A 25,531-nucleotide genomic window follows, 5' to 3' on the forward strand; every position below is an offset into this window, starting at 1 on the left:
GCAGGGTCACTCCATTCGCATTCCCGGCGAAATCTATCGAATCCTCCGGCACTTGCCTACCGCCCGCGGTGCCTCCTCCAGCTTCGCGCAGGTCTTCAAACGGCCGTATTTGCAGAAGACCGCGGAGGTGGTTATGCAGTCGGCGACCCTCGATCAGAGCCGATGCCGTAGAGAAGGATTCCCGTCCCGTGACAAACCGTTTCAAGACCATCGAGCGCACCGCGGCTGTCGTCGGGTTGGCCGCGGTCGCGAGCCTGCTGCCGGTCGCCGGCAGCGCGATGGCGCAGCAGGTGCCCGCCGAATGGTTCAAGGTTTGCTCCCCGCAGGCCGACAACAACATCTGCAACACGCAGTACACGATGATCGCCGACACCCGTCAGCTCATCACGGCGGTGAACCTCATCAACGTGACGGGCAAGGTGAACCAGAAGGTGCTTCAGGCCGTGGTGCCGACGGGCCGCGTCGTGCCGGCCGGCGTGCAGCTGCAGATCGACGAGAACAAGCCACAGACGCTGAACTACTCGGTCTGCTTCCCCGACCGCTGCATCGCCGAGGCCGAGCTTTCCGATGCGCTGATCGCGTCGATGAAGAAGGGCAAGGTTCTGAAGGTCACCTCGGTCAACTTTCAGCGCCAGCCGAACCCGATCAACGTCTCGCTCTCGGGCTTCACGCAGGCCTATGACGGCCCGGCCCGCGCCCAGCCCGAGCTCGCCGAGCGTCAGCAGAAGCTGGACGACGCCCTGAAGAGCCAGGCGGACGCACGTCGCCAGCGCTTCGAGGACGCCCAGAACAAGGCGAAGGCCGAGCCCGCCGCCGCGCAGTAAAGCGCCAGAGCGATAGCGGTGGTGAACGGCGGCTTCGGCCGCCGTTTTCGTTCGGCGCTGCCGGCGGTGTCAGTTTCGACGTTCGCCGCGCAGCTGGTAGGCACCGCCGACCGGGCCGACGAAGATCTCCGCGATCTGCGGGTGGCGCACCGCCTGACCGGACTCGTCGGGAACGAGGTTCTGCTCCGAGACGTAGGCGATGTACTCGCTGTCGGCATTCTCGGCGAACAGATGGTAGAAGGGCTGATCCTTACGCGGCCGAACGTCGGCAGGGATCGACTGATACCACTCCTCGGTGTTGTCGAACTCGGGATCGACGTCGAAGATCACCCCCCTGAACGGGAACAGGCGGTGGCGGACGATCTGCCCGATGAAGAATCGAGCGGTCTGGGATGTGGAAGCGTTCATCCCTTCGATCTACCTCTCCGGCCGTCCGCATCGCAAGACGCCCCGTGCTGCATCGCGATAGACGAGCCGCGTCGCCAGCTCAAACGCCGTCGCGACCGGGGGATATCGACCGGCCATTGCCGAACGGGCGGCGAAAGCCGAGACCGGGACCGGTTCCCTCCCGCATGACCAGACGCCGCAGCGCGCTCGACGACGACAACAGACCGAGGCCGACGTTTCGGAGCGCCTGCACCGGCAGGAACCCGGTGAGGAGCGAGCGGTTCAGCAGATCGACGGCCACGGTGCGCGAGGCGACGTCCGCGCGTCGCCGCGTCTCGTACTCGCGCAGCATGGTCGCCGACCCCGGATCGTCGCGGTGTTGCGCGGCGATCGCGACGAGATCGGCGGCGTCGCGCAGGCCGAGATTGAGGCCTTGTGCGCCGATGGGCGGAAAGACGTGTGCGGCCTCTCCGACGAGCGCCGATCGTTGCCCGCTCATGCGCGCGACCGTCGCTCCGCTCAGCGGAAAGCGCTGGATACCGTCCTCGACCTCGACGGCCCCGAGGATCGAATGCATCCGCTCCTCGACCATGCACGACAGACGACCGCGGTGAACGTCCACCAGGAGGTCCGCAGTCGCGGGCTCCTCGACCCAGACGAGCGAGGAGCGGCGACCGGGCAGGGGCACCTGCGTGAACGGACCGGTGCGGGTGTGGAACTCGGTGGAAGTCGAATGGTGGTCGCGGTCGTGCATGAAGTTCAGCACCACGGCGCTCTGCGGGTAGGCCCACGTCTTGAGGGCGATGGCGGCAGACTGCCGAATCACTGAGTTGCGCCCATCGGCGCCCACTGCGAGATCGGCCCGCACCTCGAGCCCCGCCGACCGGAGCACCACGGCGCCCTGAGTCGGCGTTACATCGAGGATCGGGTCTTCGACCACCGTCAGTCGATCTCCGAGCTGGGCCGCACGCTCCCGCAGCAAGCGCATCAGATCGGCGTTCATCACGTTGACGCCAAACGCGTCGCGCCCGATCTCGCTCGCGCGAAACTCCACGGTCGGCGCCCGCAGCAGCCGGCGCGTGTCGTCGACGAGGCGCATCGTCGTCATGGCTTGTCCGACCGAGCGCAGGTCCGTCCCGAGGCCGAGGCCTTCGATGAAATCGACCGATGGTCCGATCAAGGCCGTGGAGCGTCTGTCGGCGGCGTGGGATGGGGCGAACAGCACGGTGTCGAAGCCGGCCTGCGCGAAGCCGACTGCCGTCGCCCAGCCGGTCAGCCCGCCACCGACGACCGCCACTTCGCGCCTGATCCCGCTCATGTCTTCACTCTCGTGTCATCCATCGGTCACAGACCGACGGCGCCGTGGTCACTCTGGTCTTGCCGTTTCAGATACGGCAACGACAATGGATGGCAATGACGGACCGCCTGCGATACTCACGGAGCGGAACGGGTTCAGGATCAGGCAGGCGACGTGACATCGAATTTCCGGCAGTGGCGGGCCTTCTCCGTCCATCTGCTGACGGCCAGCGGCGCCTTCTGGGCCTTCATGTCCATCATCGCGGCTGCCGACCAGCATTGGGTCCACATGTTCGCGTGGCTAGGCCTCGCGCTGTTCGTGGACGGCATCGACGGGCCGCTCGCCCGGCGCGCGGACGTGAAGACGGTGCTGCCGAACTGGTCCGGCGACATGCTGGACGCCATCATCGATTATTCGACCTACGTGCTGATTCCCGCCTTCGCGCTCTACCAATCCGGCATGATCGGCCGCCCGTGGTCCTTCGTCGCAGCCGGCCTCATCGTCATCACCAGCGCCGTCTACTACGCGGACATGCGCATGAAGACGAAGGACAACTTCTTCCGCGGTTTCCCCGTGACCTGGAACATGGTGGTCTTCACCCTCTTCGCGACCCGGCCCAACGAATGGACGGCGTTCCTCTTCGTGGCCTTCTGCTCGGCCGCCACCTTCCTGCCGATCAAGTTCCTGCACCCCGTGCGCGTCAGCCGGTGGCGCCCGCTCAACCTCGCGATCTTCGCCGTCTGGTCCGTGTGCAGCATCATCGCCCTGCTCGCGAACTTCGAGCCGGCCCCATGGGTGCGGACGGCGATCCTCGTCTCCGGCGTCTACCTCTTCTCGATCGGCGGCATCCTGCAACTCGCCGACCGCATTCGCGGTCGAGGCCCCATCAGCGAACCGAAGGGACATTGAGCATGGCCAACGCAATCGTCGTGGAGCGCCTGGGCGGGCCCGAAGTGCTCGAATGGAAGCCGATGGACAGCCGCGCGCTGGCATCCGGTGAAATCCGCGTCCGCCAGTTCGCCGCCGGGATCAACTTCATCGACGTCTACTTCCGCAACGGCACCTACAAGGCTGCGCAGCTGCCCTTCGTGCCGGGCAAGGAGGGCGTCGGCGAGATCGTCGAGATCGGCCCCGACATCACCGATCTCGGACTTGGCGACCGCGTCGCCTACAACGGCGCCGACGGCGCCTATGCCGAAGAGATCGTGATCGCCGCCGCACTGGTGGCGCGCGTTCCGGACGGGATCTCCAACGAGGTCGCGGCCGCGATCATGCTGAAGGGCATGACGGCCGAGTATCTCCTGCGGCGCACCTTCGCGGTCGGGCCGGGCCATACGATCCTGATCCACGCGGCCGCCGGCGGCGTCGGACTGATCGCGGGGCAGTGGGCCAAGCATCTCGGCGCGACGGTGATCGGCACCGCCGGATCGGCCGAGAAGCGCGCCCTGGCGCTCGAGCACGGCTACGACCACGTCATCAACTACCGGGACGAGGATTTCCCGCGCCGCGTCGCCGAGCTGACCGATGGGCGCAAATGCGACGTCGTCTACGATTCGGTGGGGCAGGACACGTTTCCGGCCAGCCTCGACTGCATCCGGCGCCTCGGCCTCTTCGTCAGCTTCGGGCAGTCGTCCGGCACGATCAAGAATTTCGAGCTGGCTCTCCTCAACCAGAAGGGATCGCTCTTCGCCACCCGGCCGAGCCTGATGGGCTACAACGCCACGAGGGCGGAGTTCGAAGCGTCGGCGGCGGCGCTGTTCGACGTCGTCGGGTCTGGCGCAGTGAAGGTGCGGGTCGATCAGCGCTACGATCTCAAGGATGCCGCGCAGGCGCATCGCGACCTCGAAGCACGCAAGACCACTGGCACGTCGATCCTGACGATCTAAACGACAAGCATGAGCTCGACCGACACCGACGAGCGGGCGGCCAGGCCGGGCGGCGCTTCGATCTTCGACGGCCCGGTCGCGACGGCCGCGAGTCGAGCGGACGGACGCCGCAATCGGAACCTGCAATGGCTGCGCGCCTTCGCGGCGCTCAGCGTGGTGCTCTACCACGCGAGCGTCTATCTCGACCGCTTCGTCGGCGACGACCGCTTCCTGCGCCTGTTCGACGGGCGCTTCGGCCTGCTCGGCGTTGCGATCTTCTTCGCCATCTCCGGTTACCTGATGGCGGAGATCCTGCCGCGAACCGATCCCTGGTCGTTCCTCACGCATCGCGTCGTCCGCATCTATCCGATCTTCCTGATCGTCCTGGGATCGCTGATCGTCGCGCGGGGCAAGTTCGCCGAGTTCGATCTGTGGGCCATGACGCTGGTTCCGGTGGGGGAAGGGCGCATCTACTATCTCGGCGTCGAGTGGACGCTGCTCTTCGAGACGAGTTTCTACGTCTTCCTGTTCGTCTGCTCGCTCATCGGCCTGAAGCGCCATCTCGACGTCGTCGCGCTGATTTGGCTCGGCAGTCTTTCCGTCGCTCCCTTCATAGTTCCGCTCGATCAGACCATCCTGACACCCACAGCCGCGCAGCTGCCGTTCATGGCCGTCAACGCTGCCTTCGCGGGCGGCCTCCTGCTGCCGCGTCTCATTCGTCTGGGGCTGGTGCAGCCGGCCTTGGCGGTGATCGCCGTCGGCTCCATGCTGCTGTCGGGCGCGTTTTCGTTCGGAGGCGACCGCTGGGTCGCCGCCGCGACGGCGGTCTTCCTAGTCGGGTTCGCCGTCGCCTACGATCGTACGTTTCCCGTTCATGATGGGGTCGTCGCTCGCTCGCTCGATCGGTTGGGCGACTGGAGCTACGCCCTTTACCTATGCCACGCGCCCCTGATCATCGGGCTGATGATCTCCCGTCCGCCCATCCCCGCGGAGCTCCTCTGGGTGGCGGGCGTACTCGGACCGCTCTGCGTCGCCATTCCCTACGGAATCATCGACATCCGCCTCTATGCCATCCTGAAGCGGGGCATCGACACGGCGCCCGGACTGGTTCGGATCGCGATCGCCTCGGTCTATGTCGCCGCATTTCTCGCGGTCGCCGGCTTCGCCGCGATCCGGGGAACGGGTGCGACGGCACAGGCCCCCATCGCGCAGCCGGTCGCCGCTCCGCGAGTGCCCTCGACGGAGCCGACCGCACCGACCCTCGTGCCGGTGCCAACGGTGCCCGTCCCGCCACCATTGCGACTGCCGTGACGACCCCTTGCACAAGCCCAACCCCTCGCTTAGAGCGAATGCGCCGGATGGGTGGCCGAGTGGTTTAAGGCAGCGGTCTTGAAAACCGCCGTGCGGGGAACCGTACCGTGAGTTCGAATCTCACCCCATCCGCCAACGACTCCACGATCTCGGTCACGTTTGCGAAGGCCGTGCATGCGCCGGCGGGCGATCGTGTATAGGTGGTGGTTCCCGTTCTCCGTGCGATCGAGTTGCTGATGCCCCGTCTTCCCCAGAACCGTCGGTCCGGGTCTCTCTGGGCCATCGTCACAGCCATCGCGATTCTCGTGGTCCTCTATTTCATGTTCTTCAGCAGCCGCGAGGGGGCGGCGCCGTCCGCCTCGGGTCCGGTGGCGCCGAACGAGACACCAGAGGCGGGATCGCGTGCTCCCGTCCCGTCCGGAGGCGGCGCACCGTCGGGCAACTGAGGCCATCCTCCGGACGTCGGCGATGCGGGAGGTGGCCGACCTCCGCCTCGAGACGCGAACGTCTCGCCGAGCAAGGCGCGCCGTCGACGATCGTTGGTCTGGGGTTCCACGCGATCAAGGACACGCGTGGCGCGTCGGTCACACCCGCTTCCGTAAACGGTGGGAGACGACGTTTTGGCGTGACCGGCGGCATTTTTATCTGTTCGTAATGTTTTTTCGCGAGGAGTAGCGCGTGAGACTCATGCGCCGACCAGTGAAGAGGAACGAACGAATGAAATGGATCGGGGGATCGTTTCGTCGTCCAGCTCAGGTCGCCGCCGTCGTCCTTTGCGCCGCTGCCACGCTGAGCGGCTGCCAGTCCAGTTCCTCGTCGACCCATCAGGGCGAAGAGCTCGCGCCGGAAGGCGACGCTCCGTTCTTCACCTCCGCCATCTTCGGCGTGAAGGCGAGCCCGCGCATGACGCGCTCGAAGGTCGTGCCGAAGGGCGGCGGGCGTGACCAGCTCGGCAAGCCCTATGTCGTGCGGGGCAAGTGGTACTATCCGAAGGAAGAGCCCGGCTACGTGAAAACCGGGACGGCCTCCTGGTACGGCGCCAACTTTCACGGTCGGCTGACCGCGAACGGCGAGATCTACGACATGTATCATCTCTCCGCCGCGCACCCGACCTTTCCGCTGCCATCCTACGCGCGGGTGACCAACCGCAAGAACGGCAGTTCGGTGCTGGTGCGCGTCAACGACCGCGGGCCCTACATGCACGACCGCGTCCTCGACGTGTCGTCGAAGGCAGCCGAGCTTCTGGGGTTCCAGAATGCCGGGGTGGCGGACGTGAAGGTCGAGTATGTCGGGCGGGCGCCCGTCGAAGGCGACGACACGCGGATGCTCATGGCCTCCTATCGCCCCCCGACGGCGCGTGCGGTCGACGACGGGCTCGCATCTGGCGTGATGATCGCCTCGCGGTCCACCAAGTCGCAGTCCATCCTGTCGGCGACCGCCTTCCGGACGCCGTCCAAGGTGCCGTCGCTTCCCGGGGTCAATCCGCGCCCAGCGTCCGTGTCGATCGAGTCGCTCATCGACACCTACGATGTCGGCTCGGCTGCTCCGCCGGCCCGTGTTTCGAAGTCAGCTCTGTCCTATGCACCCGCGGCCGAGCAGGGCGGTTCGGTCGTCGCGCTAGCGGCCATCGTCGCGAATGAGGCGCCGTCACGCCCCTCCAACCGCATCGAAATCGGCGCTCTCGACGACGCCCGTCTCGTGACGGCGATCCGCGATCTCGCCAAGGGTCGGGGCGAACTGAAGGAAGAGCGGGTCGCAGGCGTCCGGTCGTTCTCGCTCGACGTTCAGACCGGCGAAGACGTCGATGGCATGCTGCTGCGTCTTTGGGATGCGGGAGCCGGCAACGCCTTCGTGCTGCGCGACTGATCACGGCTCGCTGGCGGCGTTCATCGCTGCGGCCGATCGCGCGCTCTGATAGAATGGCCGCGACGGGTTGCGCGGGCCGGGCAAGGCGATGATTCTGACGAGGCGAGACTTCTGGGCGACGATGGGCCTGACCGCATGGCTGGTCGCGGCATCGACGGGGCATGGCTTCGCACAGGAGGCAAAGTCCCCCTTCGCGATTGAGACATCGGCCCGCCAGGTGTTCATGATCGACGCCGACACGGGCTCGGTTCTCTACGAGAAGGAAGCCGATACGCCGTTTCCCCCGGCATCGCTCGCCAAGTTGATGACGATCGAGGTCGTTCTCGACGCGCTGGCGACCGGCGAGATTACGTCCGAGACCCCGTATCCGGTGACGAATCACGCTTGGCGCACCGGCGGTGCGCCGTCGCGAACCTCGACCATGTTTGCGGCCGTACGCTCCAGCGTTCCCGTCGATGCGCTCGTGCGGGGGGTGGTGATTCAGGCCGCCAACGACGGGGCGATCGTGCTGGCGGAAGGGCTGGCGGGATCGGAAGAGGCGTTCGCCGCGCGCATGAACGAACGCGCGAAGGCGCTGGGACTGACGAACAGCCATTTCGTCAATCCGACCGGCCTTCCGGCCGAGGGGGCGAATGTATCCGTTCGCGACATGGCGACCCTCGCCCGCCATTTCGCGACGACCTATTCGGACGCGTATCGGCTCTACCGCGAACCGCAGTTCGAGTGGAACAAGATCCTGCAGCGCAATCGCAATCCGCTTCTCGGCCGCGACATCGGCGCGACGGGCATGGCGCTCGGTTTTACCGAGGGGCTCGGCTACTCGATCGTCGGCGTGACCGAGCGGGACGGACGGCGTACGGTTCTGGCGGCTGCCGGCTTCGAGACGGATACGGCCCGGACCACCGAGGCCGTGCGGCTTCTCGCTTGGGCCGAGACGAGCTTCGAACGCCGCACGCTCTTCACCGCCGATACACCGATCGGCACCGCACAGGTGTTCGGCGGGATCGCCTCGACCCTTCCGGTCGTGCTGGGCGGTGACCTTGTCGCCACCGTGCCGGTCGATCCGAGCGTGCTCGGCGCCGCGCTCGTCTACGACGGACCGCTGCGCGCGCCGGTGGCCAAGGGCGACCGCATCGGCCGACTGGATATCCTGATCGACGGCAAGCCCTCGATCTCGCGTCCGTTGCTCGCAGGGAAGGCCGTGGCGGAAGGAACGTTCTCGTCGCGCGCGCTCGACGCCGCGCATGAACTGGCGTTCGGCTGGATCCGAAACCTCTGATGAGCAGTCTTTCGGAAACGGCGGCTCGAGGGCGGTTCATCACCTTCGAAGGGGGCGAGGGCAGCGGGAAGACGACTCAGATCGCGTTGCTGGCGACGCGGCTGCGGGAGGCCGGGCATGAGGTCGTGGCGACCCGCGAGCCCGGCGGTACGCCCGGCGCCAATGCGCTGCGTCACATTATTCTCTCGGGAACCGTCGAGGCGCTCGGCAACGAGATGGAAGCGATCCTCTTCGCAGCGGCGCGGCTCGACCACCTGCAATCGCTGATCCAGCCCGCGCTCGAACGCGGAGCGGTGGTGCTGTGCGACCGGTTCCACGATTCGACGCGGGCTTATCAAGGGTCGCGCCCGGGCGCGGATACGGACTTCCTGAGCGTTCTCGAGACGGCGACGCTCGAAACCGGCCGACCCGATCTGACCTTCGTGCTCGACATTCCCGCCGAAGCCGGGCTCCAGCGGGCTGCGGGAAGGCGCGGGGCCGGCAAGGCCGACCGCTTCGAGAAAGAAGACGTCGCCCTGCACGAGGCGCGCCGCCAAGCCTTTCTCGACATCGCCGCGGACGAGCCCGGGCGCTGCGCGATCGTCGATGCGCGCGGCGACGTCGGCAGCGTGGCGGCGGCCATCGCCGACGCCCTGTCGGCACGTCTGCCCTCGCTGTTGCTCCCAGCGCCGGTCTCGCCGTGACGATCGAGACGCTTCCCGCGCACGACGATCTCGACGACGTTCCGCCGCCATCCGCGACGCTGCGGCTGCGCGGGCGCTCGGTGGAATGGGGCGAACTCGACGATGCCTTCCGGTCGGGCCGCATGCATCATGCCTGGCTGCTGCAGGGGCCGCGCGGCATCGGAAAGGCCAGCACCGCCTTCGCCTTCGCACGCGGCGTTCTGGGCGCAGCGCAGGTCGCGGAGACGGGCGATCCGGCCTTCGACGAGGCGGACCCGACGGTTCGCCAGATCGCGCAGGGAAGCCATCCCAATCTCCTGCATCTCGACCGCCCCCCCGTGGATCGCGGCGAGGGGTTTCGCACGCAGATCACGGTGGACGAGATCCGTCGCCTCAACCAGTTCTTCCGGGCGACGGCGGGCGGCGGCTGGCGCGTGGCGATCGTCGATCCCGCCGACGATCTCAACCGCAGCGCCGCCAACGCTCTCCTGAAGACGCTGGAAGAGCCGCCGGAGCGCTCGATCTTCCTCATCGTCAACCACGCGCCGGGGCGCCTGCTTCCGACCATCCGCTCGCGCTGCCGGGTGCTGCGGTTCACGCCGCTGGCCGATCAGGTGGTGGGCGAGGGGATCGTCGATCTCCTGCCGGCCACCGCGCCGGACGAGATCCACGCGGCCGTCGCGCTGGCGCATGGAAGCCTGCGCGACGCCTTGCTGATGCTCACCAGCGGGGGGCTCGAAGTCGAAACGCAGGCGGCTCGACTGTTCGACCAAGCGACGCCGGACTGGACGGCGATCCAGTCTGTGGCGGATGCGCTGATGCAGAAGGGACGCGAGGCCGCTTGGCTGCTCCTTTGCGAGGCGCTCATGAACAGGCTCGCGACCGAAGCGGCGCGTCGCCTGCAGGCGGGCGACCGCGCCGCAGCCGACGCGATGGCGGGGCTCTGGCAATCGGAGCAAGCCCGATGGCGCGAGGCGGCGGCATTTAATCTCGATCGCAAGCAGACGCTGCTGACCTTCTTCGCGCGGCTTGGCGAGACGCGTTCGCGGCTTGGCACTTGAACGCGACGAGGAAGGTGCGTTGAGGCGGGCGGGCCGATAGGCTATTCCCCGTGCGACCCTTCTCCAGCTTGCAAGACAGTCGACATGGCCGAGCGCTTCTATCTGACGACCGCGATCTCCTATCCGAACGGTCGCCCGCATATCGGTCACGCCTACGAGCTCATCGCCACCGACGTCATCGCCCGCTTCAAGCGGCTCGACGGCTACGACGTCTTGTTCCTCACCGGAACCGACGAACACGGCATCAAGATGCTGCAGACCGCGCGCGCGCTTGGCATCGAGCCGGCGGAACTCGCGGCACGCAATTCCGGCGAGTTCCAAGAGATGGGCCGGCGCGTCGGCAGCTCGAACGACGACTTCATCCGCACCACCGAGGAGCGCCACAAGCGGGCGAGTCAGGAAATCTGGCGGCGGATGGCGGAGGCCGGCCACATCTACAAGGACTCCTATGCCGGCTGGTATTCGGTCCGCGACGAGGCCTATTACGCCGAGGACGAGACGCGGCTGACGGAGGAGGGCGCCCGCGTCGGCCCGCAGGGTACGCCGGTGGAGTGGGTGGAGGAGGAGAGCTACTTCTTCCGCCTGTCGGCCTTCGGCGACAAGCTGATGGCGCATTACGAGGCCCATCCCGATTTCATCGGCCCGGCCGAGCGGCGCAACGAGATCCTGTCCTTCGTTCGCTCGGGCCTGCGCGATCTCTCGATCTCCCGCACCACCTTCGACTGGGGCATTCCCGTGCCGGGCGACGAGCGGCACGTCATGTATGTCTGGGTCGATGCCCTCACGAACTACCTGACGGCGACGGGCTACCTCGAAGACGGCGAGCGCAAGGCCTTCTGGCCGGCCGACCTGCACGTGATCGGCAAGGACATCGTTCGCTTCCACACCGTCTACTGGCCGGCCTTCCTCATGTCGGCGGGCATCGAGTTGCCGAAGCGGGTCTTCGTCCACGGCTTCCTCTTCAACCGCGGGGAGAAGATGTCGAAGTCGGTCGGCAACGTCATCGACCCGCTGGCGCTCATCGACGTCTACGGGCTTGACGCCTTCCGCTATTTCCTCCTGCGCGAGGTGCCGTTCGGCCAGGACGGCAACTATTCGCACGAGGCGATCGTGGCGCGGATGAACTCCGAACTCGCCAACGACCTCGGCAATCTGGCGCAGCGCTCGCTGTCGATGATCGCCAAGAACTGCGAGGGGCGGGTGCCCCAGCCCGGCGAGTTCACTGATGCCGACCACGCCATTCTCGAAGCCAGCGGCGCATTGCTGGAGCGCTGCCGCGCCGCGATCGACCGGCAGGAGTTGCATGGCATGCTGCAGGCGGTGATGGCGGTGGTCTCGGAGACCAACCGCTATTTCGCAGCGCAGGAGCCCTGGGTGCTGCGCAAGACCGACCCGGCGCGGATGGGCACCGTGCTCTACGTGACCGCCGAAGTCGTGCGACGCTTCGCGATCCTGCTTCAGCCGGTGATGCCGGACTCCTGTGCAAAGCTCCTCGACGTCCTGTCGGTGCCCTCGGAGTCCCGATCCTTCATCGAACTGGCGCAGGGCCGCGTGCTCGAGCCGGGTCGCGAACTGCCGGCGCCGACCGGCGTGTTTCCGCGCTTCGTCGAGCCGGAAGCGACGCCGGCATGACGGCGGCGCCGTTCCTCGTCGACAGCCACTGCCATCTCGACTTCGCCAATTTCGACGGTGAGAGTGATGCGCTGATCGCCCGCGCCGGCGAGAACGGCGTTGGTCTCATGGTGACGATCTCCACCTTCGTGGCGAAGCTGCCGACGCTGGTCGTGCTGACGCGGCGCTACGACCAAGTCTATGCCTCGGTCGGCACCCATCCACTCAATGCCGGCGAGGAGCCGGACGTCGCAGTGGAGGAACTGGTTCGTCTCAGCGCGGACGAGAAGGTCGTGGCGATCGGCGAGGCGGGTCTCGATTACTTCTACGACAGGGCACCGCGCGACGTGCAGCAGGCGGTGTTTCGGCGTCACATCGAGGTGGCGCGGCAAACTCAGTTGCCGCTGGTGATCCACGCTCGAGCGGCGGACGACGACATGGAGACGATCCTGCGCGAGGAGACGGCAAAAGGGCCGTTTCCCTTCATCCTGCACTGCTTCTCGTCCGGCCGGGGCCTTGCGATGGCCGGCGTCGAGCTCGGCGGTTTCGTGTCGTTTTCAGGCATCCTGACCTTCAACAAATCCGCCGACCTGCGCGCGATCGCAGCTGACATTCCGATGGATCGCCTGCTCGTCGAGACCGACGCGCCGTATCTCGCGCCGACACCGTTTCGCGGCAAGCGCAACGAACCGGCCTACGTGCGGCACACCGCCGAAACCCTGGCCGGCGTGAAGGGCACCGATCTCGCCGGCATCGCCCAGGCGACGAGCGACAACTTCTTCCGCCTGTTCCGGAAAGTTCCGGATCCCCGCAGATCCGCCTGACCGCCATGACGGATACGCTGCGACTGACCATTCTCGGCTGCGGCTCGTCGCCCGGCGTGCCGCGCATCAACGGCGACTGGGGCGCGTGCGACCCATCCGAGCCGCGCAACCGGCGGACGCGTTGCGCGGCGCTGGTGGAGCGAATCTCGGCGGCGGGACGCACGGTCGTTGCGATCGACTGCGGGCCGGATTTTCGAGAGCAGATGCTGACGGCGGAGGTGCACCACCTCGATGCCGTGCTCGTCACGCATCCGCATGCCGACCACATTCACGGCGTCGACGACATCCGCGGCTTCTATCTCGATACGCATCGGCTGGTCGATCTCTTCGCCGACCGGGACACGTTCGAGCGGCTGTTCGAGGCCTTCGGCTATTGCTTCCGCACGCCGGCAGGAAGCGCCTATCCGCCGATCCTGCGCCACCGGGAGATCTGGCCGGAGACGGCCTTCACGGTCGAGGGCGCCGGCGGTCCGATCGAGATCGAGCCGTTCCGGCAGATCCACGGCCGCATCCACTCGCTCGGCTTCCGCATCGGGCCGTTCGCCTATTGCTCGGACGTCAGCGACTTTCCGGCCGAGGCCCAAGCCCGCATCGCCGGTGCCGAACTGCTGGTCATCGGCGCACTCCAGCATAAGACGCATCCCAGCCATCTGTCGCTTGCTCAAGCCCTGGGGTGGATCGATCGGCTCAGCGTCGGTCGAGCATTGCTGACCCACATGCACACGCCGCTCGACTACGCGACGCTCTGCCGCGACCTGCCCGCGCATATTCGTCCAGCCCATGATGGTCTGCAGATCGAGTTTCCCCTGAACTGACGACGCACGCATCGCGGTCTGCGACCGCGAGCGCTGGACGTTCAGTGGCGAACCCGTAGGGGGCTGCGAAACACCTGCCAAATGCCGAACGTCATCGGTCACTCCACGCCAGCATCCATCATACAATATGTTCCATAATCCATATTATGCCATCTCTGTTGACGGCTTGGCGGAGCGGGCGCCTTGGGCGGCGCAGCACACCCCTCCTCCTATGCCACCAGAGGTATTCGCGCCGTCTCTCTCTCTCGACCCTCGCACAGCCTGTCCATTTGCGAAGATGTGTCGCGATCGTCCAGGGGGCGCGATGGCTGTGAGGCAGCTCTGCGACGGATTGGTCGGCGGCTTGCCCGTGCGTCCGGGTCGCGACACATTGGTTGCGCGCGCACGCCGCACGCTGGAACTCGTGGAGAGCCGTCATGAAGCGAATGGCATGGGCATTCATCGTTGGCATCGCGCTGGCAGCAGGATCAGCGCCCGCGCGCGCCGACGACGCGTCGGACGCGCGCGCGGTGATCTCGGGTCAACTCGATGCCTTCAAGGCGCAGGACGGCGCGCAGGCCTACGGCTTTGCCGCCCCGAACATCCGGCAGATGTTCTCGAGCCCCGAGATCTTCATGACGATGGTCGAGCGCGGGTATCCGCCGGTCTACCGTTCGAGCAACGCGACGTTTGGCCCATTGAAGCCCGAAGGCGCCGGGCTGCGCCAGGAAGTCTTCCTGTCCGACCAGAACGGCCAGAGCTGGATCGCAACTTATACGTTGCAGCGCCAGCCGGACGGCAGCCTCAAGATCACCGGATGTCAGGTCCGCAAGGGCGATGACGTCGGGGCTTGATCGGCCTCAGGCGACCGCGGCCTTGCGTTGGGCTTCGCCCCTGGCCCAGCGCTCAGCCGTGACGGCTGCGAAGTCGGCGAAACGCCCGGCTTCGATCGCCACGCGCATCTCGGCCATGAGCATCTGGTAGTAGGCCAGATTGTTCCAGGTGAGCAGCATACCCGCCAAGGCTTCGTCGGAGCGCACGAGATGATGCAGGTAGGCGCGCGCATAGTCGCGGGTCGCCGGGCAATCCGACGTGTCGTCGAGCGGCCGGGCATCTTCCGCGTGGCGGGCGTTCTTGAGATTGACGCGGCCGTCCCGCGTGAAGGCCAAGCCGTGGCGCCCGGCGCGGGTCGGCATCACGCAGTCGAACATGTCGATCCCGCGCGCAACTGACTGCAGGATGTCATCGGGCGTGCCGACGCCCATCAGGTAGCGTGGCTTGGTTTCGGGCAGGCTCGGCAGCGTCTCGGACAGCGTTTCGAGCATGACCGACTGCGGCTCGCCCACTGCGAGCCCACCGACCGCATATCCCTTGAGAGCCATGGCCGTCAGGCGCTCGGCGGAGCGAATGCGCAGGTCCGGCAGGTCGCCGCCCTGGACGATGCCGAACATCGCCTTGCCCGGCTGCTCGCCGAAGGCGGCGGCGGATCGCTCCGCCCAGCGCAGCGACAACTCCATGGCGCGCTCGATCTCGGCGCGTTCGGCCGGAAGGCGGATGCATTCGTCGAGCTGCATCTGGATGTCGCTGTCGAGAAGCCCCTGGATCTCGATCGAACGCTCGGGCGTCAGCTCGTGGACGGAGCCATCGACATGCGAGCGAAAGGTGACGCCGGTCTCGCTCATCTTGCGAAGGCTGGCCAACGACATGATCTGGAAGCCGCCGGAGTCGGTGAGGATGGGATAGGGCCAGCGCGCGAACTCATGCAGCCCGCCGAGCCGCGCCACGCGCTCGGCGCCGGGTCGCAGCATCAGGTGGTAGGTGTTGCCGAGGATGATGTCCGAGCCGAGATCGCGCACCTGGTCGAGATACATCGCCTTGACCGTGCCCGCAGTGCCCACCGGCATGAAGGCCGGGGTGCGAATCGTGCCGCGCGGCATCGTGATCTCGCCGCGCCGGGCCCCGCCGTCCTGCGCCAGCAGCCGGAACGTGAACTCAGGGCTGCTCATGCGGTGGTGTCCGTGCGTTCGAGAAGCGACGCGTCGCCGTAGGAATAGAAGCGATAGCCGGTGGCGATCGCATGGGCGTAGGCGTCGCGCATCCGATCGAGACCGCAGAAGGCCGAGACGAGCATGAACAGCGTCGAGCGCGGCAGATGGAAATTGGTCATCAGCGCGTCGACGGCTCGGAACCGGTAGCCTGGCGTGATGAAGATGCTCGTCGGCTCGTGGAACGCGCGAAGGATGCCATCGTCGCCGGCCGCACTTTCCAGAAGCCGAAGCGAGGTCGTGCCGACCGCGACGATCCGCCGACCCTCGGCCCGGGCTTGGTTCAGACGCTCGGCCGTCGCCTCGTCGAGCGAGCCGAATTCGGCATGCATCCTGTGAGCCGCCGTGTCCTCGGCCTTTACCGGCAGGAACGTCCCTGCCCCGACATGCAGCGTGAGATACTCGAACGAGACCCCCGCCGCCTCCAGACGAGCCACGAGATCGGGTGTGAAGTGGAGACCTGCCGTCGGTGCCGCGACAGCGCCGTCGTTGCGGGCATAGATCGTCTGATAGTCGCGGCGATCCCGCTCGTCCTCGGCGCGCTTCGAGGCGATGTAGGGCGGCAGCGGCAGATGACCGACCGTCGCCACGGCGCTGTCGAGACGCGGTCCGGATCGATCGAAGGCGAGAACCACCTCGCCGCCTTCGCCCTTTTCGATCACGTCGGCCTCAAGCGTCGCACCGTCCGTCTCGTGGCGCGAGGCGAAGACGATGCGGTCTCCGAGACGGACGCGCTTGGCGGGTCGAAGGAACGCCCGCCAGCGGTCGGCGGCCTCGCGAAGATGCAGCGTCACCTCGATGGACGCGACGCCCTCGCCCTCGCGCTGCCCTTCCCGGCGGCGCTGGCCATCGAGCCGGGCGGGAATGACGCGCGTATCGTTGAAGACGAGCACATCGTCGGGCCGCAACAGGTCCGGCAGATCACGCACATGGTTGTCGACGAGCCGGCCCGCCGCCATGAGATGCAGCAGGCGGGCCGATTCGCGCGGAAGAGCGGGCCGCAGTGCGATCCGCTCTTCCGGAAGCTCGAAGTCGAAGAGATCGACCTGCACGCCGTCAATCGTTCCTAGAGATCGGCGGCGACGCGCAGCGTGGTGATGGAATCGGGATCGCGCACGGGCTCGCCGCGCTTGATCTGATCGATCACCTCCATGCCCTCGACGACCTCGCCCCAGACCGAATATTGCTTGTCGAGCCACGGCGCGCGCTCGAAGCAGATGAAGAACTGAGAGTTGGCCGAGTTCGGATTGGCGGTGCGTGCGGCCGAAACCGTGCCGCGCTTGTGGGACTCGGACGAGAATTCGGCCTTGAGGTCCGGCTTGCTGGAGCCGCCGGTGCCGGTGCCCGTGGGGTCGCCGGTCTGCGCCATGAAGCCGTCGATGACGCGGTGGAAGACCACGCCGTCGTAGAAGTTCTCGCGCGCCAGCTCCTTGACGCGAGCGACGTGGCCGGGCGCCAGATCCGGCCGCAGCTTGATCACCACACGGCCCTTCGTGGTCTCGAGGACGAGCGTGTCTTCCGGGTTCTCGAAGGTCATGACCTTCCTCCTGGCTCTGGAAACGATAGATGGTCCGGACGGGCCGGACCATCGAATGCGCAGTCAATGGCCGAAGGCCGATCGGGTTGCAAGGGTTGAACGGCTTACTGGGCGCCCGGCGCCAGCTTGACGCTCAGCATCTTGTCGGGATCGTCGACCTGACCGTTGTTGCTCTCGCTGCCCTTCTTGATCGCGTCGACGACGTCCATGCCCTTCGAGACCTGCCCGACCACCGTGTACTGGCCGTTCAGGAAGTCGCCGTCCGCCAGCATGATGAAGAACTGCGAGTTGGCGGAGTTGGGGTCGGAGGCCCGCGCCATGCCCACGGTGCCGCGCTTGAAGGGCTCCTTGGAGAACTCGGCCTTGAGGTCGGGACGCTTCGAACCACCGGTACCCGTGCCGGTGGGATCGCCGGTCTGCGCCATGAAGCCTGGGATGACGCGGTGGAAGACCACGCCGTCGTAGAAGCCTTCCTTGGCCAGCGCCTCGATCTGCTCGACATGCTTGGGTGCGAGGTCCGGGCGCAACGCGACGTCGATCTCGCCCTTGTCGGTGGTGATCACCAGCGTGGGCGCCTTGGCCGCCTGGGCAAAGGCTGCGGGTGCGAAAGCAGCCGTCGCCATCGAGGCGGCGAGTCCGAGAACCGCGATCATCTTCATATGGAGAGTCTCCCCGATCGGCTCAGCGCCGACCCAGTTTCGTTTCGAGGGCGTGTGCGACGAGGTCGGGCACGAAGGGCGCGACGTCACCGCCCATTTTGGCGATCTGACGGACCAATGTGGCGGTAATGGGCCTCGTCGCGGGTGTGGCCGGCACGAAGACCGTCTGAATCTGAGGGGCGATCTCGGCGTTCATGCCCGCCATCTGCATCTCGTAGTCGAGGTCGGTTCCATCGCGAATGCCTCGAATCAGCAGCGTCGCGCCCTGCCGTTTCCCCTCCGACACGACGAGATCGTCGAAGAACGTGACCCTCACCCGACCCGCCCAATCCCGACGCGCCTCGACGATCCGTAGTAGCAGAGCGGAGCGCTCTTCGGCGGTGAACAGCGGCGTCTTGCCGGGGTGGACCCCGATCGCGACCACGACGGACCCGGCCATCAGCAGGCTCGCTTCGAGCACGCCGAGATGGCCGTTCGTCGGTGGATCGAAGGAGCCGGGATACAGCGCGACGGGCGACGTTTCCGTTCGGTTCACCACGTTTGGAGGCACCTTCTCAGAGCGAGGGATCGCGAAGTTCGGTTAAGCCTTCCGCCAGATCGAGGCAACACAATGGAGCAGCGAACCGCTGAACCGGACCAAAACGACGCGGACGGTTCAAGTGATCGGAACGAATTCAACAGTGCTTCCGTTGGGATGGCACAATGTCGGAGGTCACAAATGCTCGTTTTCGCTCTTGCGCTTACCATGGTGGCCTCGCTGATCACGGCCACCGCGATCGCTCTTCACAACGAGGCTGAAAAGTCCCGTGCCAAGGTGGTCGCTCGTCATCACCGCATCATGCGTTAAACGCACATCGGGACGTAGACTCTACGTCCCGACTTTCTACTCGGGTTTCAGACCTCCGGTGTCGTGTCGTCTACGTCCGAAACATCATTCTCGACTTCGGCCAGCACCTCTTCGCCCTGATCCGGGATCCGCTCGACCGAAACCACGCGTTCCCCATCGGCCGTATTGAAGATCGTGACACCTTTCGTCGCGCGTCCGGCGATGCGGATTCCTTCGACGGGGACGCGGATCATCTGCCCCCGGTCCGAAATCAGGAGAATCTGATCACCCGGCTCGACGGGGAAGCCCGCAACGAGTTGACCGATGTCTCCCGATCGCGCGATGTCGGTGGCGCGAATGCCCTTTCCGCCGCGACCGCTCGTTCGGAAGTCGTAGGACGAGGAGCGCTTGCCGAAGCCGAACTCACTGAGCGTCAACACAAATTCCTCGCGAGCACCGAGATAGGCGTAACGCTCGGAGTCCAGCGACACGTCCTCTTGAAGGTCCTCGTCGAGCTCTTCGGCGACTTCGCCCTCGACCGCACGGCGCTTGCGCAGGTAATCGGCCCGCTCGGCCGGGGTCGCGTCGACATGGCGCAGAATCGCCATCGAGATGAGCCGATCTCCATCGCCGAGCGCCATGCCGCGAACGCCGATCGAGTTTCGTCCGGCGAAGACGCGGACGTCCGTCGTCGGGAACCGGATGCAGAGACCGGACGACGACACCAGCAGCACGTCGTCCTCTTCCGAGCACGTCGCGACCGCGAGGATCTCGTCCTCCGCCTCTTCCAGCTTCATCGCGATCTTGCCGTTGCGATTGACCTGAAGGAAATCCGACAGCTTGTTGCGGCGGACCGTGCCCTTCGTCGTCGCGAACATGACGTTCAGGTCGCCGGCGACGGCCTCGTCGTTGGGCAGGGGCAGGATCGACGTGATGCGCTCGCCCTTTTCCAGCGGCAGCATGTTGACCAGCGCCTTGCCGCGAGACTGCGGAGTCGCCAGCGGAAGCCGCCAGACCTTCTCCTTGTAGACGATGCCACGCGAGGAGAAGAAAAGGACCGGGGTATGCGTGTTGGCGACGAAGAGACGGGTGACCGAATCCTCCTCACCCTTCAGCGCCATGCCAGAACGCCCCTTCCCGCCCCGTCGCTGGGCCCGGTAGGTGGCGAGCGGCACGCGCTTGATGTAGCCGCCATGGCTGACGGTGACGACCATCTCCTCGCGCGGGATTAGATCCTCGTCGTCCAGATCGGCCGCGCCTTCGAGAAGCTCGGTGCGTCGGGGCGTCGCGAACTCGGCCCGCGCCGCCGCTAGCTCTTCCTTGATGATCTCGCGCATGCGCACGCGCGACGACAGGATCTCCAGATACTCGCGGATCTCCTCGCCGATCTTGTTCAGCTCGTCGGCGATTTCGTCGCGGCCGAGCGCCGTCAGGCGTTGCAGCCGCAGATCGAGAATGGCGCGGGCCTGCGTCTCCGACAGCCGGTAGGTGCCGGCGTCGCTGATGCGATGGCGCGGATCGTCGATCAGCCGGATGAGCGGCGCGACGTCCTTGGCCTCCCACTCGCGCTCCATCAACTGCTCGCGCGCCGAGGTCGGATCCGGCGCGTGGCGGATGAGCTTGATGATCTCGTCGATATTGGCGACGGCGATGGCAAGGCCGACGAGGACATGCGCCCGCTCGCGCGCCTTGCGCAGCAGATACTTGGTGCGGCGCTGGACCACCTCCTCGCGGAAGGCGACGAAGGCCGACAGCATGTCGAGCAGCGTCATCTGCTCGGGGCGGCCACCATTCAGCGCCACCATGTTGGCGCCGAAGGTCGTCTGCAGCGGCGTGAACCGGTAGAGCTGGTTCAGCACGACGTCGGCGGCGGCATCGCGCTTGAGCTCGATGACGACGCGGTAGCCTTCCCGGTCGCTTTCGTCGCGAATGTCGGAAATGCCCTCGATCCGCTTGTCGCGAACGAGATCTGCCATCTTCTCGATCATCGAGGCCTTGTTGACCTGATAGGGAACCTCCGTGATCGCGATCAACTCACGGTCGCCGCGCATCTGCTCGATGGCAACCTTACCCCGCATGAGGATCGACCCACGACCGGTCGCGTAGGCCGACAGGATGCCGGCGCGGCCGATGACGATGCCACCGGTCGGAAAGTCCGGGCCGGGAATGATCTCCATCAACTCGTCGAGCCCGATGGCGGGATTGTCGATGAGTGCGATGCAGCCGTCGATGAGTTCGCCGAGATTGTGCGGCGGGATGTTGGTGGCCATGCCGACGGCAATGCCGCCCGAGCCGTTGAGCAGGAGGTTCGGCACGCGCGCCGGCAGAACCACGGGCTCCTGCTCGCGGCCGTCGTAATTGTCCTGGAAGTCGACCGTTTCCTTGTCGATGTCGGTGAGGATCGCCTCCGACACCTTCTGCAGCCGGCATTCGGTGTAGCGCATGGCCGCCGGCGGATCGCCGTCGATCGAGCCGAAATTGCCTTGCCCGTTGATCAGCGGGGCGCGGAGCGAGAAGTCCTGCGCCATGCGCACGAGTGCGTCGTAGATCGACGCGTCGCCATGCGGGTGGAACTTGCCCATCACCTCACCGACCACGCCGGCGGACTTGCGGAACGATTTGTTCCAGACGAGGCCCATCTCGTGCATTGCGAAGAGCACGCGCCGGTGCACGGGCTTCAATCCGTCGCGCACGTCGGGCAACGCTCGACTGACGATGACGCTCATCGCATAGTCGAGATAGGATCGCTGCATCTCCTCGATGATGGAAACGGGCTCGATCCCGCTCGGGCTCGCCGGCGGCGTAGAATCGTTGGTCGTGTCGGACAAGTCAGGCCATCCCCGTCTGCTGCTGTGATCTTATAGCGCGCCAAGCGCCGAGTTTGCAAATTTCAAATGACGAAAACCATCATTCCGAACAATGGCTTGGGATGGTTTTGAAAGAATGCGACTAGGGATGCCGGTGTTCGCGAGCGGAAAAGCCTTCGACGGGTCTTTGCTCGGCATGGAATCTCTGCAACGACGGCCTGAAGCGCGTAGCCAAATTGATGCGTCACGGCCTCTTCCGATCTCCAACAACCCGTTTCGACGGATGGAACACGTCATGTTCGAAACGCTGCTGAACGGCTTCGTCACCCTCTTCGTCATCATCGATCCGCTGGGGCTGGCGCCGCTGTTTCTGGGGCTGACCGCCGGACTTTCCATGACGGCGCGCCGGCGTCTGGCCTTGAAGGCCTCGCTCATCGCGTTCGCCATTCTGTCGGTCTTCGGACTGGTCGGCCTCGCGGTGCTGCAGGCGCTCGGCATTTCGCTTGGCGCGTTTCGCGTAGCGGGGGGACTGTTCCTATTCTGGATCGCCTTCGAGCTCGTGTTCGAAAAGCGCAAGACCCGTAAGGAGAAGGACGCCCAGACAGCCATGAGCGAGCACGAGGCGTCCGAGATCGCTGCCGTGCCGCTGGCCATCCCGCTGATGGCCGGACCGGGCGCGATCTCGGCCGTCATCCTCCTCTCGGGCGATCTGCCAGGCGTCGCCGGACAGGCTGCCCTTCTTCTGGTGATCGCTGCCGTGCTGCTGGCGACGTACGCCATGCTGGCGATCGCCAACCGCTTCGATCGACTGATCGGCCAGACGGGTCGTGCCGTCATCACACGGCTGCTGGGCGTGCTCCTGGCCGCGCTGGCCGTGCAGTTCGTCGCCGATGGTGTCGGCGCCCTCGTCTCGCAGTGGCATCGATAGACAAGAGCCGCCCTCGCCTTCGCTCGCCTGCCTCTATTTCACGTCGTCGTGATGAATGGGGAGCTGAGATGACCGAGACCCACGCCGAGGACGGCAGCCGCAAAACCGTGCTGGCCGCGATCGGCTCCAATCTGGCGATCGCCGTCACCAAGTTCGTCGCCGCGTTCTTCACGGGATCGGCGAGCATGCTGGCGGAGGGCATCCATTCGCTCGTCGATACGACGAACGAGGGCTTCCTCCTTCTCGGCCTGCACCGCTCGAAACGTCCGGCCGACGCGGTCCACCCGTTCGGCTACGGCACGGAGCTGTATTTCTGGGCCTTCGTCATCGCAATCCTGATCTTCGCGCTCGGATCGGGCTTCTCGCTCTATGACGGGATCGGCAAGATCGTCTCAGGCGAGCGCGAGCCGATCGAGAAGCCGGCGGTCGCGCTCGGCGTGCTCGCGCTCTCCTTCGTGTTCGAAAGCGTCTCCTGGCGCATCGCCTACGGGGAGTTCCAGAAGACGCGACGCGGGCGCGGACTGCTGCAGGACTTCCGCGACATGAAGGACCCCTCGATCTTCATCGTCCTGTGCGAGGACAGCGCGGCGTTGCTGGGCATCCTCATCGCCGCGGGCGGCATCGGCCTATCGCTCGTGACGGGCAACCCACTCTTCGATGCCGCGGGGTCGGTGGTGATCGGCTTCCTGCTCGCGGCCACGGCCTGGGTGCTCGCGGTCGAGGTGAAGGGTCTGCTGATCGGCGAGGCGGCCTCGCCCGACCTCGTCGAAGCCGTGCGGGAGGGGGTCGGGCGACGGCCGGAGATCGCCGGCGTCAACGAGATCCGCACCCTGCATCGCGGACCGAGCGACGTCCTGCTGACGATGAGCGTCGATTTCGAGGACGACATTCTCTCGCAGGACATCGAAGCCGCCATCAGCGAGATCGAAAGCCGCATTCGCCAGCGATTTCCCATCGTCCGCCGCATCTACATCGAGGTGCAGTCGAAGGCCGGGCACCGCTCGGCGGCGCGCCAGCTCGATGCGGCTCCTTCAGCGGAAAGCGACTGAGATCGTCGCGGCACCGGTGGTCGCGGACGCCTTCCCCAACGCCAAGCCAGGATCAGAACGAGTACCTATGGGCTGGCATGTAAACTGTGGGTGTCAAAGGCATTCGCATCGCCGACCTCGCGGTCGAGGCACGACGCTCGGCGATCGAAAATCGACCTTTTAGCGCCCTTCTGAGCCGCCTATCGCTGCGGGTGCGGTAGGGGGGCGCTCGCGGCTCGCCACGGCTCAGAACCCAGCCGACGCCGACTGCATGGACATCGCGTGTGACGACGCCGAGCGCGGCGTTGTGCCTCAAGCGCGCCTTCGACACGACGATGCGGCAGTTCCAATCCGTGAAGCTGCGCGTCGACTGACACGTCTCGTCCGGGGCCGGCAGGCTCCGAAGCCGAACATCGAGGAAATCCGAACACGGTCAGAATCGCAGCTCTTGGCGCCGGGCGCATCGGCAAGATCCGCGCCGCCAGCGTCGCGGCGAACCCCAAGGCGAAGCTCGTCGCCGTGGCCGAGCCCTTCGCCAATGCCGCCCAGCTGGTCGCGGAGGCTTACGGCGCGGAGCCGATGACGGACGCGATGGCGGCCATTGCACGCCCGGACGTCGATGCCGTCGTCATCGGCACGCCGACCGACACGCATGTCGGCTTGATGATGAGGGCCGTCGAACTCGGCAATCTGACCACGCCCATCGGCCGCTTCGGCGGCGTGCTGTCGTCGCTCGGCACGCACATCGCCGGCTAGCAGCGCAGAATACACCGCGCCATCTGGCTTTGAGATCACTGACTGAACGTGTCTATGTTGGTAAACTGCGACGCCTCAACTGCGGAGCGGAAATGTAACGAAACGCAATCTGGAGAAATTGCCTAACCTACTCTTCAGTCATGAAAAAAGGCGCTTGGTTACAAACCGACTAGATGTTTGATCCCGGGCTTTGATGGTGCACTATTTTCCAGCGGATGGAAGGAGGCACTATGGGTCAGGTTCACCATGGGAGCGCCACGACGACTGCGGCAGTCCGTCGAGCGATACAGCATAGTCAAGAGAGCCTGAGGGCACTGGCCAGCCACTACGGCATCAACCAGAAGACGGTCGCAAAGTGGAAGAAGCGGACGTCGACAGCCGACCGCAAGACAGGCCCGTCCGAGCCGAGGTCCACGGTGCTGTCGATTGAAGACGAGGCCGTCATTGTCGCCTTCCGCCGTCATACGCTGCTGCCGCTTGACGATTGCCTCTACGCGCTCCAGCCGACGATCCCGCATCTGACGCGATCATCACTGCATCGCTGTCTCCAGCGCCATGACATCTCAAGGCTGCCCGATGTCCAAGGAGACAAGCCGGTCAAGCAGAGGTTCAAGAGCTATCCGATCCCTTGCCGGCAGGCGATGCGGAGCATCGCCGAGAGGGGCTATTTCCATGTCGACATCGCCGAAGTGCAAACCGTCGAGGGGAAGCTCTATCTCTTTGTAGCGATTGACCGAACGTCTAAGTTTGCCTTTGCCGAGCTTCATCCCAGAGCCACGAAGATGGTAGCGGCGCAGTTTCTGCGCGATCTGATCGCGGCGCTGCCCTACGCCATCCATACGGTGCTCACCGACAATGGCATTCAGTTCACCAATCGAGCTTGTGACCGATATGCCTTCCATCACATCTTCGACCGGGTCTGCGAAGCAAACGGCATTGAGCATCGTCTCACCAAGGTGAAGCATTCGTGGACCAATGGGCAGGTCGAACGGATGAACCGGACGATCAAGGATGCGACCGTCAAGCGCTTTCACTACGACGATCACCCACAACTGCGTCGCCACCTCGTTGGACTTGCCCCGGGAAAGTGGAGAGCTCTTCTGAAGGAAAGAGGAGCATTTCATGGGCAAGCCGCAGCGCCGGTTCGGGAAGGAGTTTGAAGCG

24 protein-coding genes, 1 tRNA gene and 1 pseudogene are annotated in these 25,531 nt (G+C 65.8%); 18 read left to right on the plus strand and 8 right to left on the minus strand.

What is annotated here, in order from left to right:
• The first annotated feature begins 188 nt into the window (after window positions 1-188).
• Entirely contained in the window at window positions 189-824 is a 636-nt protein-coding gene (locus GGR04_RS21900; protein ID WP_312857507.1) for an invasion associated locus B family protein, read from the plus strand.
• 69 nt (window positions 825-893) lie between these two features.
• Here the strand turns inward: GGR04_RS21900 and hspQ are convergent, their stop codons facing one another.
• On the minus strand, window positions 894-1,232 hold the full coding sequence (gene hspQ, locus GGR04_RS21905) for a heat shock protein HspQ (protein ID WP_183202477.1): 339 nt from the start codon (window positions 1,230-1,232) through the stop codon (window positions 894-896).
• A 79-nt stretch (window positions 1,233-1,311) separates the two neighbouring features.
• On the minus strand, window positions 1,312-2,529 hold the full coding sequence (locus GGR04_RS21910) for a UbiH/UbiF family hydroxylase (protein WP_210291923.1): 1,218 nt from the start codon (window positions 2,527-2,529) through the stop codon (window positions 1,312-1,314).
• A 153-nt stretch (window positions 2,530-2,682) separates the two neighbouring features.
• Between GGR04_RS21910 and pcsA the strand changes: the two genes are divergently transcribed.
• From pcsA to GGR04_RS21975, 13 genes are all read left to right on the plus strand, one after another.
• A complete protein-coding gene (pcsA, locus tag GGR04_RS21915) occupies window positions 2,683-3,417 on the plus strand; it encodes a phosphatidylcholine synthase (protein ID WP_312857508.1) in 735 nt (244 codons plus the stop codon).
• A gap of 2 nt (window positions 3,418-3,419) precedes the next feature.
• Window positions 3,420-4,394: a quinone oxidoreductase family protein gene (locus GGR04_RS21920; RefSeq protein WP_183202479.1), complete on the plus strand. Its 975-nt coding sequence runs from the start codon at window positions 3,420-3,422 to the stop codon at window positions 4,392-4,394.
• A 9-nt stretch (window positions 4,395-4,403) separates the two neighbouring features.
• Complete coding sequence (locus GGR04_RS21925; RefSeq protein ID WP_183202481.1) at window positions 4,404-5,684, plus strand: acyltransferase family protein; 1,281 nt, start codon at window positions 4,404-4,406, stop codon at window positions 5,682-5,684.
• A 45-nt stretch (window positions 5,685-5,729) separates the two neighbouring features.
• Window positions 5,730-5,819 (plus strand) — tRNA-Ser (locus GGR04_RS21930).
• 101 nt (window positions 5,820-5,920) lie between these two features.
• Complete coding sequence (locus GGR04_RS21935) at window positions 5,921-6,130, plus strand: hypothetical protein (protein WP_183202483.1); 210 nt, start codon at window positions 5,921-5,923, stop codon at window positions 6,128-6,130.
• Window positions 6,131-6,401: 271 nt separating this feature from the next.
• On the plus strand, window positions 6,402-7,550 hold the full coding sequence (locus tag GGR04_RS21940) for a septal ring lytic transglycosylase RlpA family protein (protein WP_183202484.1): 1,149 nt from the start codon (window positions 6,402-6,404) through the stop codon (window positions 7,548-7,550).
• A gap of 88 nt (window positions 7,551-7,638) precedes the next feature.
• Window positions 7,639-8,829, plus strand: a complete 1,191-nt coding sequence (locus GGR04_RS21945) for a D-alanyl-D-alanine carboxypeptidase family protein (protein ID WP_246393534.1) — start codon at window positions 7,639-7,641, stop codon at window positions 8,827-8,829.
• Window positions 8,829-9,512 carry a dTMP kinase gene (gene tmk / locus GGR04_RS21950; RefSeq protein WP_183202488.1) on the plus strand — a complete coding sequence of 228 codons (684 nt, stop codon included), beginning with the start codon at window positions 8,829-8,831 and terminating at the stop codon, window positions 9,510-9,512. Before GGR04_RS21945 ends, tmk begins: the two co-directional genes overlap by 1 nt.
• Window positions 9,509-10,552, plus strand: coding sequence for a DNA polymerase III subunit delta' (locus GGR04_RS21955; RefSeq protein WP_183202490.1), 1,044 nt, complete (start codon window positions 9,509-9,511; stop codon window positions 10,550-10,552). Before tmk ends, GGR04_RS21955 begins: the two co-directional genes overlap by 4 nt.
• A gap of 84 nt (window positions 10,553-10,636) precedes the next feature.
• Window positions 10,637-12,184, plus strand: a complete 1,548-nt coding sequence (gene metG, locus GGR04_RS21960; protein WP_183202493.1) for a methionine--tRNA ligase — start codon at window positions 10,637-10,639, stop codon at window positions 12,182-12,184.
• A complete protein-coding gene (locus GGR04_RS21965) occupies window positions 12,181-12,987 on the plus strand; it encodes a TatD family hydrolase (protein ID WP_183202495.1) in 807 nt (268 codons plus the stop codon). The genes metG and GGR04_RS21965 overlap by 4 nt, the downstream gene beginning before the upstream one ends.
• Window positions 12,988-12,992: 5 nt before the next feature.
• On the plus strand, window positions 12,993-13,802 hold the full coding sequence (locus GGR04_RS21970) for an MBL fold metallo-hydrolase (protein WP_183202497.1): 810 nt from the start codon (window positions 12,993-12,995) through the stop codon (window positions 13,800-13,802).
• Window positions 13,803-14,176: 374 nt separating this feature from the next.
• Complete coding sequence (locus GGR04_RS21975; protein ID WP_246393536.1) at window positions 14,177-14,635, plus strand: DUF4864 domain-containing protein; 459 nt, start codon at window positions 14,177-14,179, stop codon at window positions 14,633-14,635.
• Window positions 14,636-14,641: 6 nt separating this feature from the next.
• On the opposite strand, the gene tgt is transcribed toward GGR04_RS21975, so the two are convergent.
• The 6 genes from tgt to gyrA all read right to left on the minus strand — a co-directional run bounded on the left by tgt (window position 14,642) and on the right by gyrA (window position 21,601).
• The gene (gene tgt / locus GGR04_RS21980; RefSeq protein ID WP_183202499.1) at window positions 14,642-15,787 is read right to left on the minus strand and encodes a tRNA guanosine(34) transglycosylase Tgt; all 1,146 of its coding nucleotides are present in this window, start codon (window positions 15,785-15,787) and stop codon (window positions 14,642-14,644) included.
• The gene (gene queA / locus GGR04_RS21985; protein WP_183202501.1) at window positions 15,784-16,878 is read right to left on the minus strand and encodes a tRNA preQ1(34) S-adenosylmethionine ribosyltransferase-isomerase QueA; all 1,095 of its coding nucleotides are present in this window, start codon (window positions 16,876-16,878) and stop codon (window positions 15,784-15,786) included. The genes tgt and queA overlap by 4 nt, the downstream gene beginning before the upstream one ends.
• Window positions 16,879-16,892: 14 nt before the next feature.
• Window positions 16,893-17,363, minus strand: a complete 471-nt coding sequence (locus GGR04_RS21990) for a peptidylprolyl isomerase (RefSeq protein WP_183202504.1) — start codon at window positions 17,361-17,363, stop codon at window positions 16,893-16,895.
• Window positions 17,364-17,467: 104 nt separating this feature from the next.
• The gene (locus GGR04_RS21995) at window positions 17,468-18,022 is read right to left on the minus strand and encodes a peptidylprolyl isomerase (RefSeq protein ID WP_183202506.1); all 555 of its coding nucleotides are present in this window, start codon (window positions 18,020-18,022) and stop codon (window positions 17,468-17,470) included.
• Between the two features lie 22 nt (window positions 18,023-18,044).
• The gene (gene coaD, locus GGR04_RS22000; protein WP_183202524.1) at window positions 18,045-18,557 is read right to left on the minus strand and encodes a pantetheine-phosphate adenylyltransferase; all 513 of its coding nucleotides are present in this window, start codon (window positions 18,555-18,557) and stop codon (window positions 18,045-18,047) included.
• 359 nt (window positions 18,558-18,916) lie between these two features.
• A complete protein-coding gene (gene gyrA, locus GGR04_RS22005; RefSeq protein ID WP_246393546.1) occupies window positions 18,917-21,601 on the minus strand; it encodes a DNA gyrase subunit A in 2,685 nt (894 codons plus the stop codon).
• A 349-nt stretch (window positions 21,602-21,950) separates the two neighbouring features.
• Here gyrA and GGR04_RS22010 point away from each other — a divergent pair, with 349 nt between their 5' ends.
• From GGR04_RS22010 to GGR04_RS22025, 4 genes and pseudogenes are all read left to right on the plus strand, one after another.
• The gene (locus GGR04_RS22010; RefSeq protein ID WP_183202525.1) at window positions 21,951-22,583 is read left to right on the plus strand and encodes a MarC family protein; all 633 of its coding nucleotides are present in this window, start codon (window positions 21,951-21,953) and stop codon (window positions 22,581-22,583) included.
• A gap of 68 nt (window positions 22,584-22,651) precedes the next feature.
• Window positions 22,652-23,632: a cation diffusion facilitator family transporter gene (locus GGR04_RS22015; RefSeq protein ID WP_183202510.1), complete on the plus strand. Its 981-nt coding sequence runs from the start codon at window positions 22,652-22,654 to the stop codon at window positions 23,630-23,632.
• A 417-nt stretch (window positions 23,633-24,049) separates the two neighbouring features.
• The gene (locus tag GGR04_RS22020) at window positions 24,050-24,367 is read left to right on the plus strand and encodes a Gfo/Idh/MocA family oxidoreductase (RefSeq protein ID WP_183202527.1); all 318 of its coding nucleotides are present in this window, start codon (window positions 24,050-24,052) and stop codon (window positions 24,365-24,367) included.
• A 230-nt stretch (window positions 24,368-24,597) separates the two neighbouring features.
• Window positions 24,598-25,434 (plus strand): annotated as a pseudogene (locus GGR04_RS22025) (IS481 family transposase); the annotation flags it as partial.
• Window positions 25,435-25,531: the final 97 nt, after the last annotated feature.

The sequence above is a fragment of the Aureimonas pseudogalii genome (assembly GCF_014196835.1).
GTDB classification, from domain to species: Bacteria; Pseudomonadota; Alphaproteobacteria; order Rhizobiales; family Rhizobiaceae; genus Aureimonas; species Aureimonas pseudogalii.

Coding starts and splice junctions, on each gene's coding strand:
- hspQ (WP_183202477.1), bottom strand. CDS start 1,232: ATGAACGCTTCCACATCCCAGACCGCTCGATTCTTCATCGGGCAGATC.
- GGR04_RS21910 (WP_210291923.1), bottom strand. CDS start 2,529: ATGAGCGGGATCAGGCGCGAAGTGGCGGTCGTCGGTGGCGGGCTGACC.
- GGR04_RS21920 (WP_183202479.1), top strand. CDS start 3,420: ATGGCCAACGCAATCGTCGTGGAGCGCCTGGGCGGGCCCGAAGTGCTC.
- GGR04_RS21925 (WP_183202481.1), top strand. CDS start 4,404: ATGAGCTCGACCGACACCGACGAGCGGGCGGCCAGGCCGGGCGGCGCT.
- GGR04_RS21935 (WP_183202483.1), top strand. CDS start 5,921: ATGCCCCGTCTTCCCCAGAACCGTCGGTCCGGGTCTCTCTGGGCCATC.
- GGR04_RS21940 (WP_183202484.1), top strand. CDS start 6,402: ATGAAATGGATCGGGGGATCGTTTCGTCGTCCAGCTCAGGTCGCCGCC.
- GGR04_RS21945 (WP_246393534.1), top strand. CDS start 7,639: ATGATTCTGACGAGGCGAGACTTCTGGGCGACGATGGGCCTGACCGCA.
- tmk (WP_183202488.1), top strand. CDS start 8,829: ATGAGCAGTCTTTCGGAAACGGCGGCTCGAGGGCGGTTCATCACCTTC.
- metG (WP_183202493.1), top strand. CDS start 10,637: ATGGCCGAGCGCTTCTATCTGACGACCGCGATCTCCTATCCGAACGGT.
- GGR04_RS21965 (WP_183202495.1), top strand. CDS start 12,181: ATGACGGCGGCGCCGTTCCTCGTCGACAGCCACTGCCATCTCGACTTC.
- GGR04_RS21970 (WP_183202497.1), top strand. CDS start 12,993: ATGACGGATACGCTGCGACTGACCATTCTCGGCTGCGGCTCGTCGCCC.
- tgt (WP_183202499.1), bottom strand. CDS start 15,787: ATGAGCAGCCCTGAGTTCACGTTCCGGCTGCTGGCGCAGGACGGCGGG.
- GGR04_RS21990 (WP_183202504.1), bottom strand. CDS start 17,363: ATGACCTTCGAGAACCCGGAAGACACGCTCGTCCTCGAGACCACGAAG.
- GGR04_RS21995 (WP_183202506.1), bottom strand. CDS start 18,022: ATGAAGATGATCGCGGTTCTCGGACTCGCCGCCTCGATGGCGACGGCT.
- gyrA (WP_246393546.1), bottom strand. CDS start 21,601: ATGCAGCGATCCTATCTCGACTATGCGATGAGCGTCATCGTCAGTCGA.
- GGR04_RS22010 (WP_183202525.1), top strand. CDS start 21,951: ATGTTCGAAACGCTGCTGAACGGCTTCGTCACCCTCTTCGTCATCATC.
- GGR04_RS22015 (WP_183202510.1), top strand. CDS start 22,652: ATGACCGAGACCCACGCCGAGGACGGCAGCCGCAAAACCGTGCTGGCC.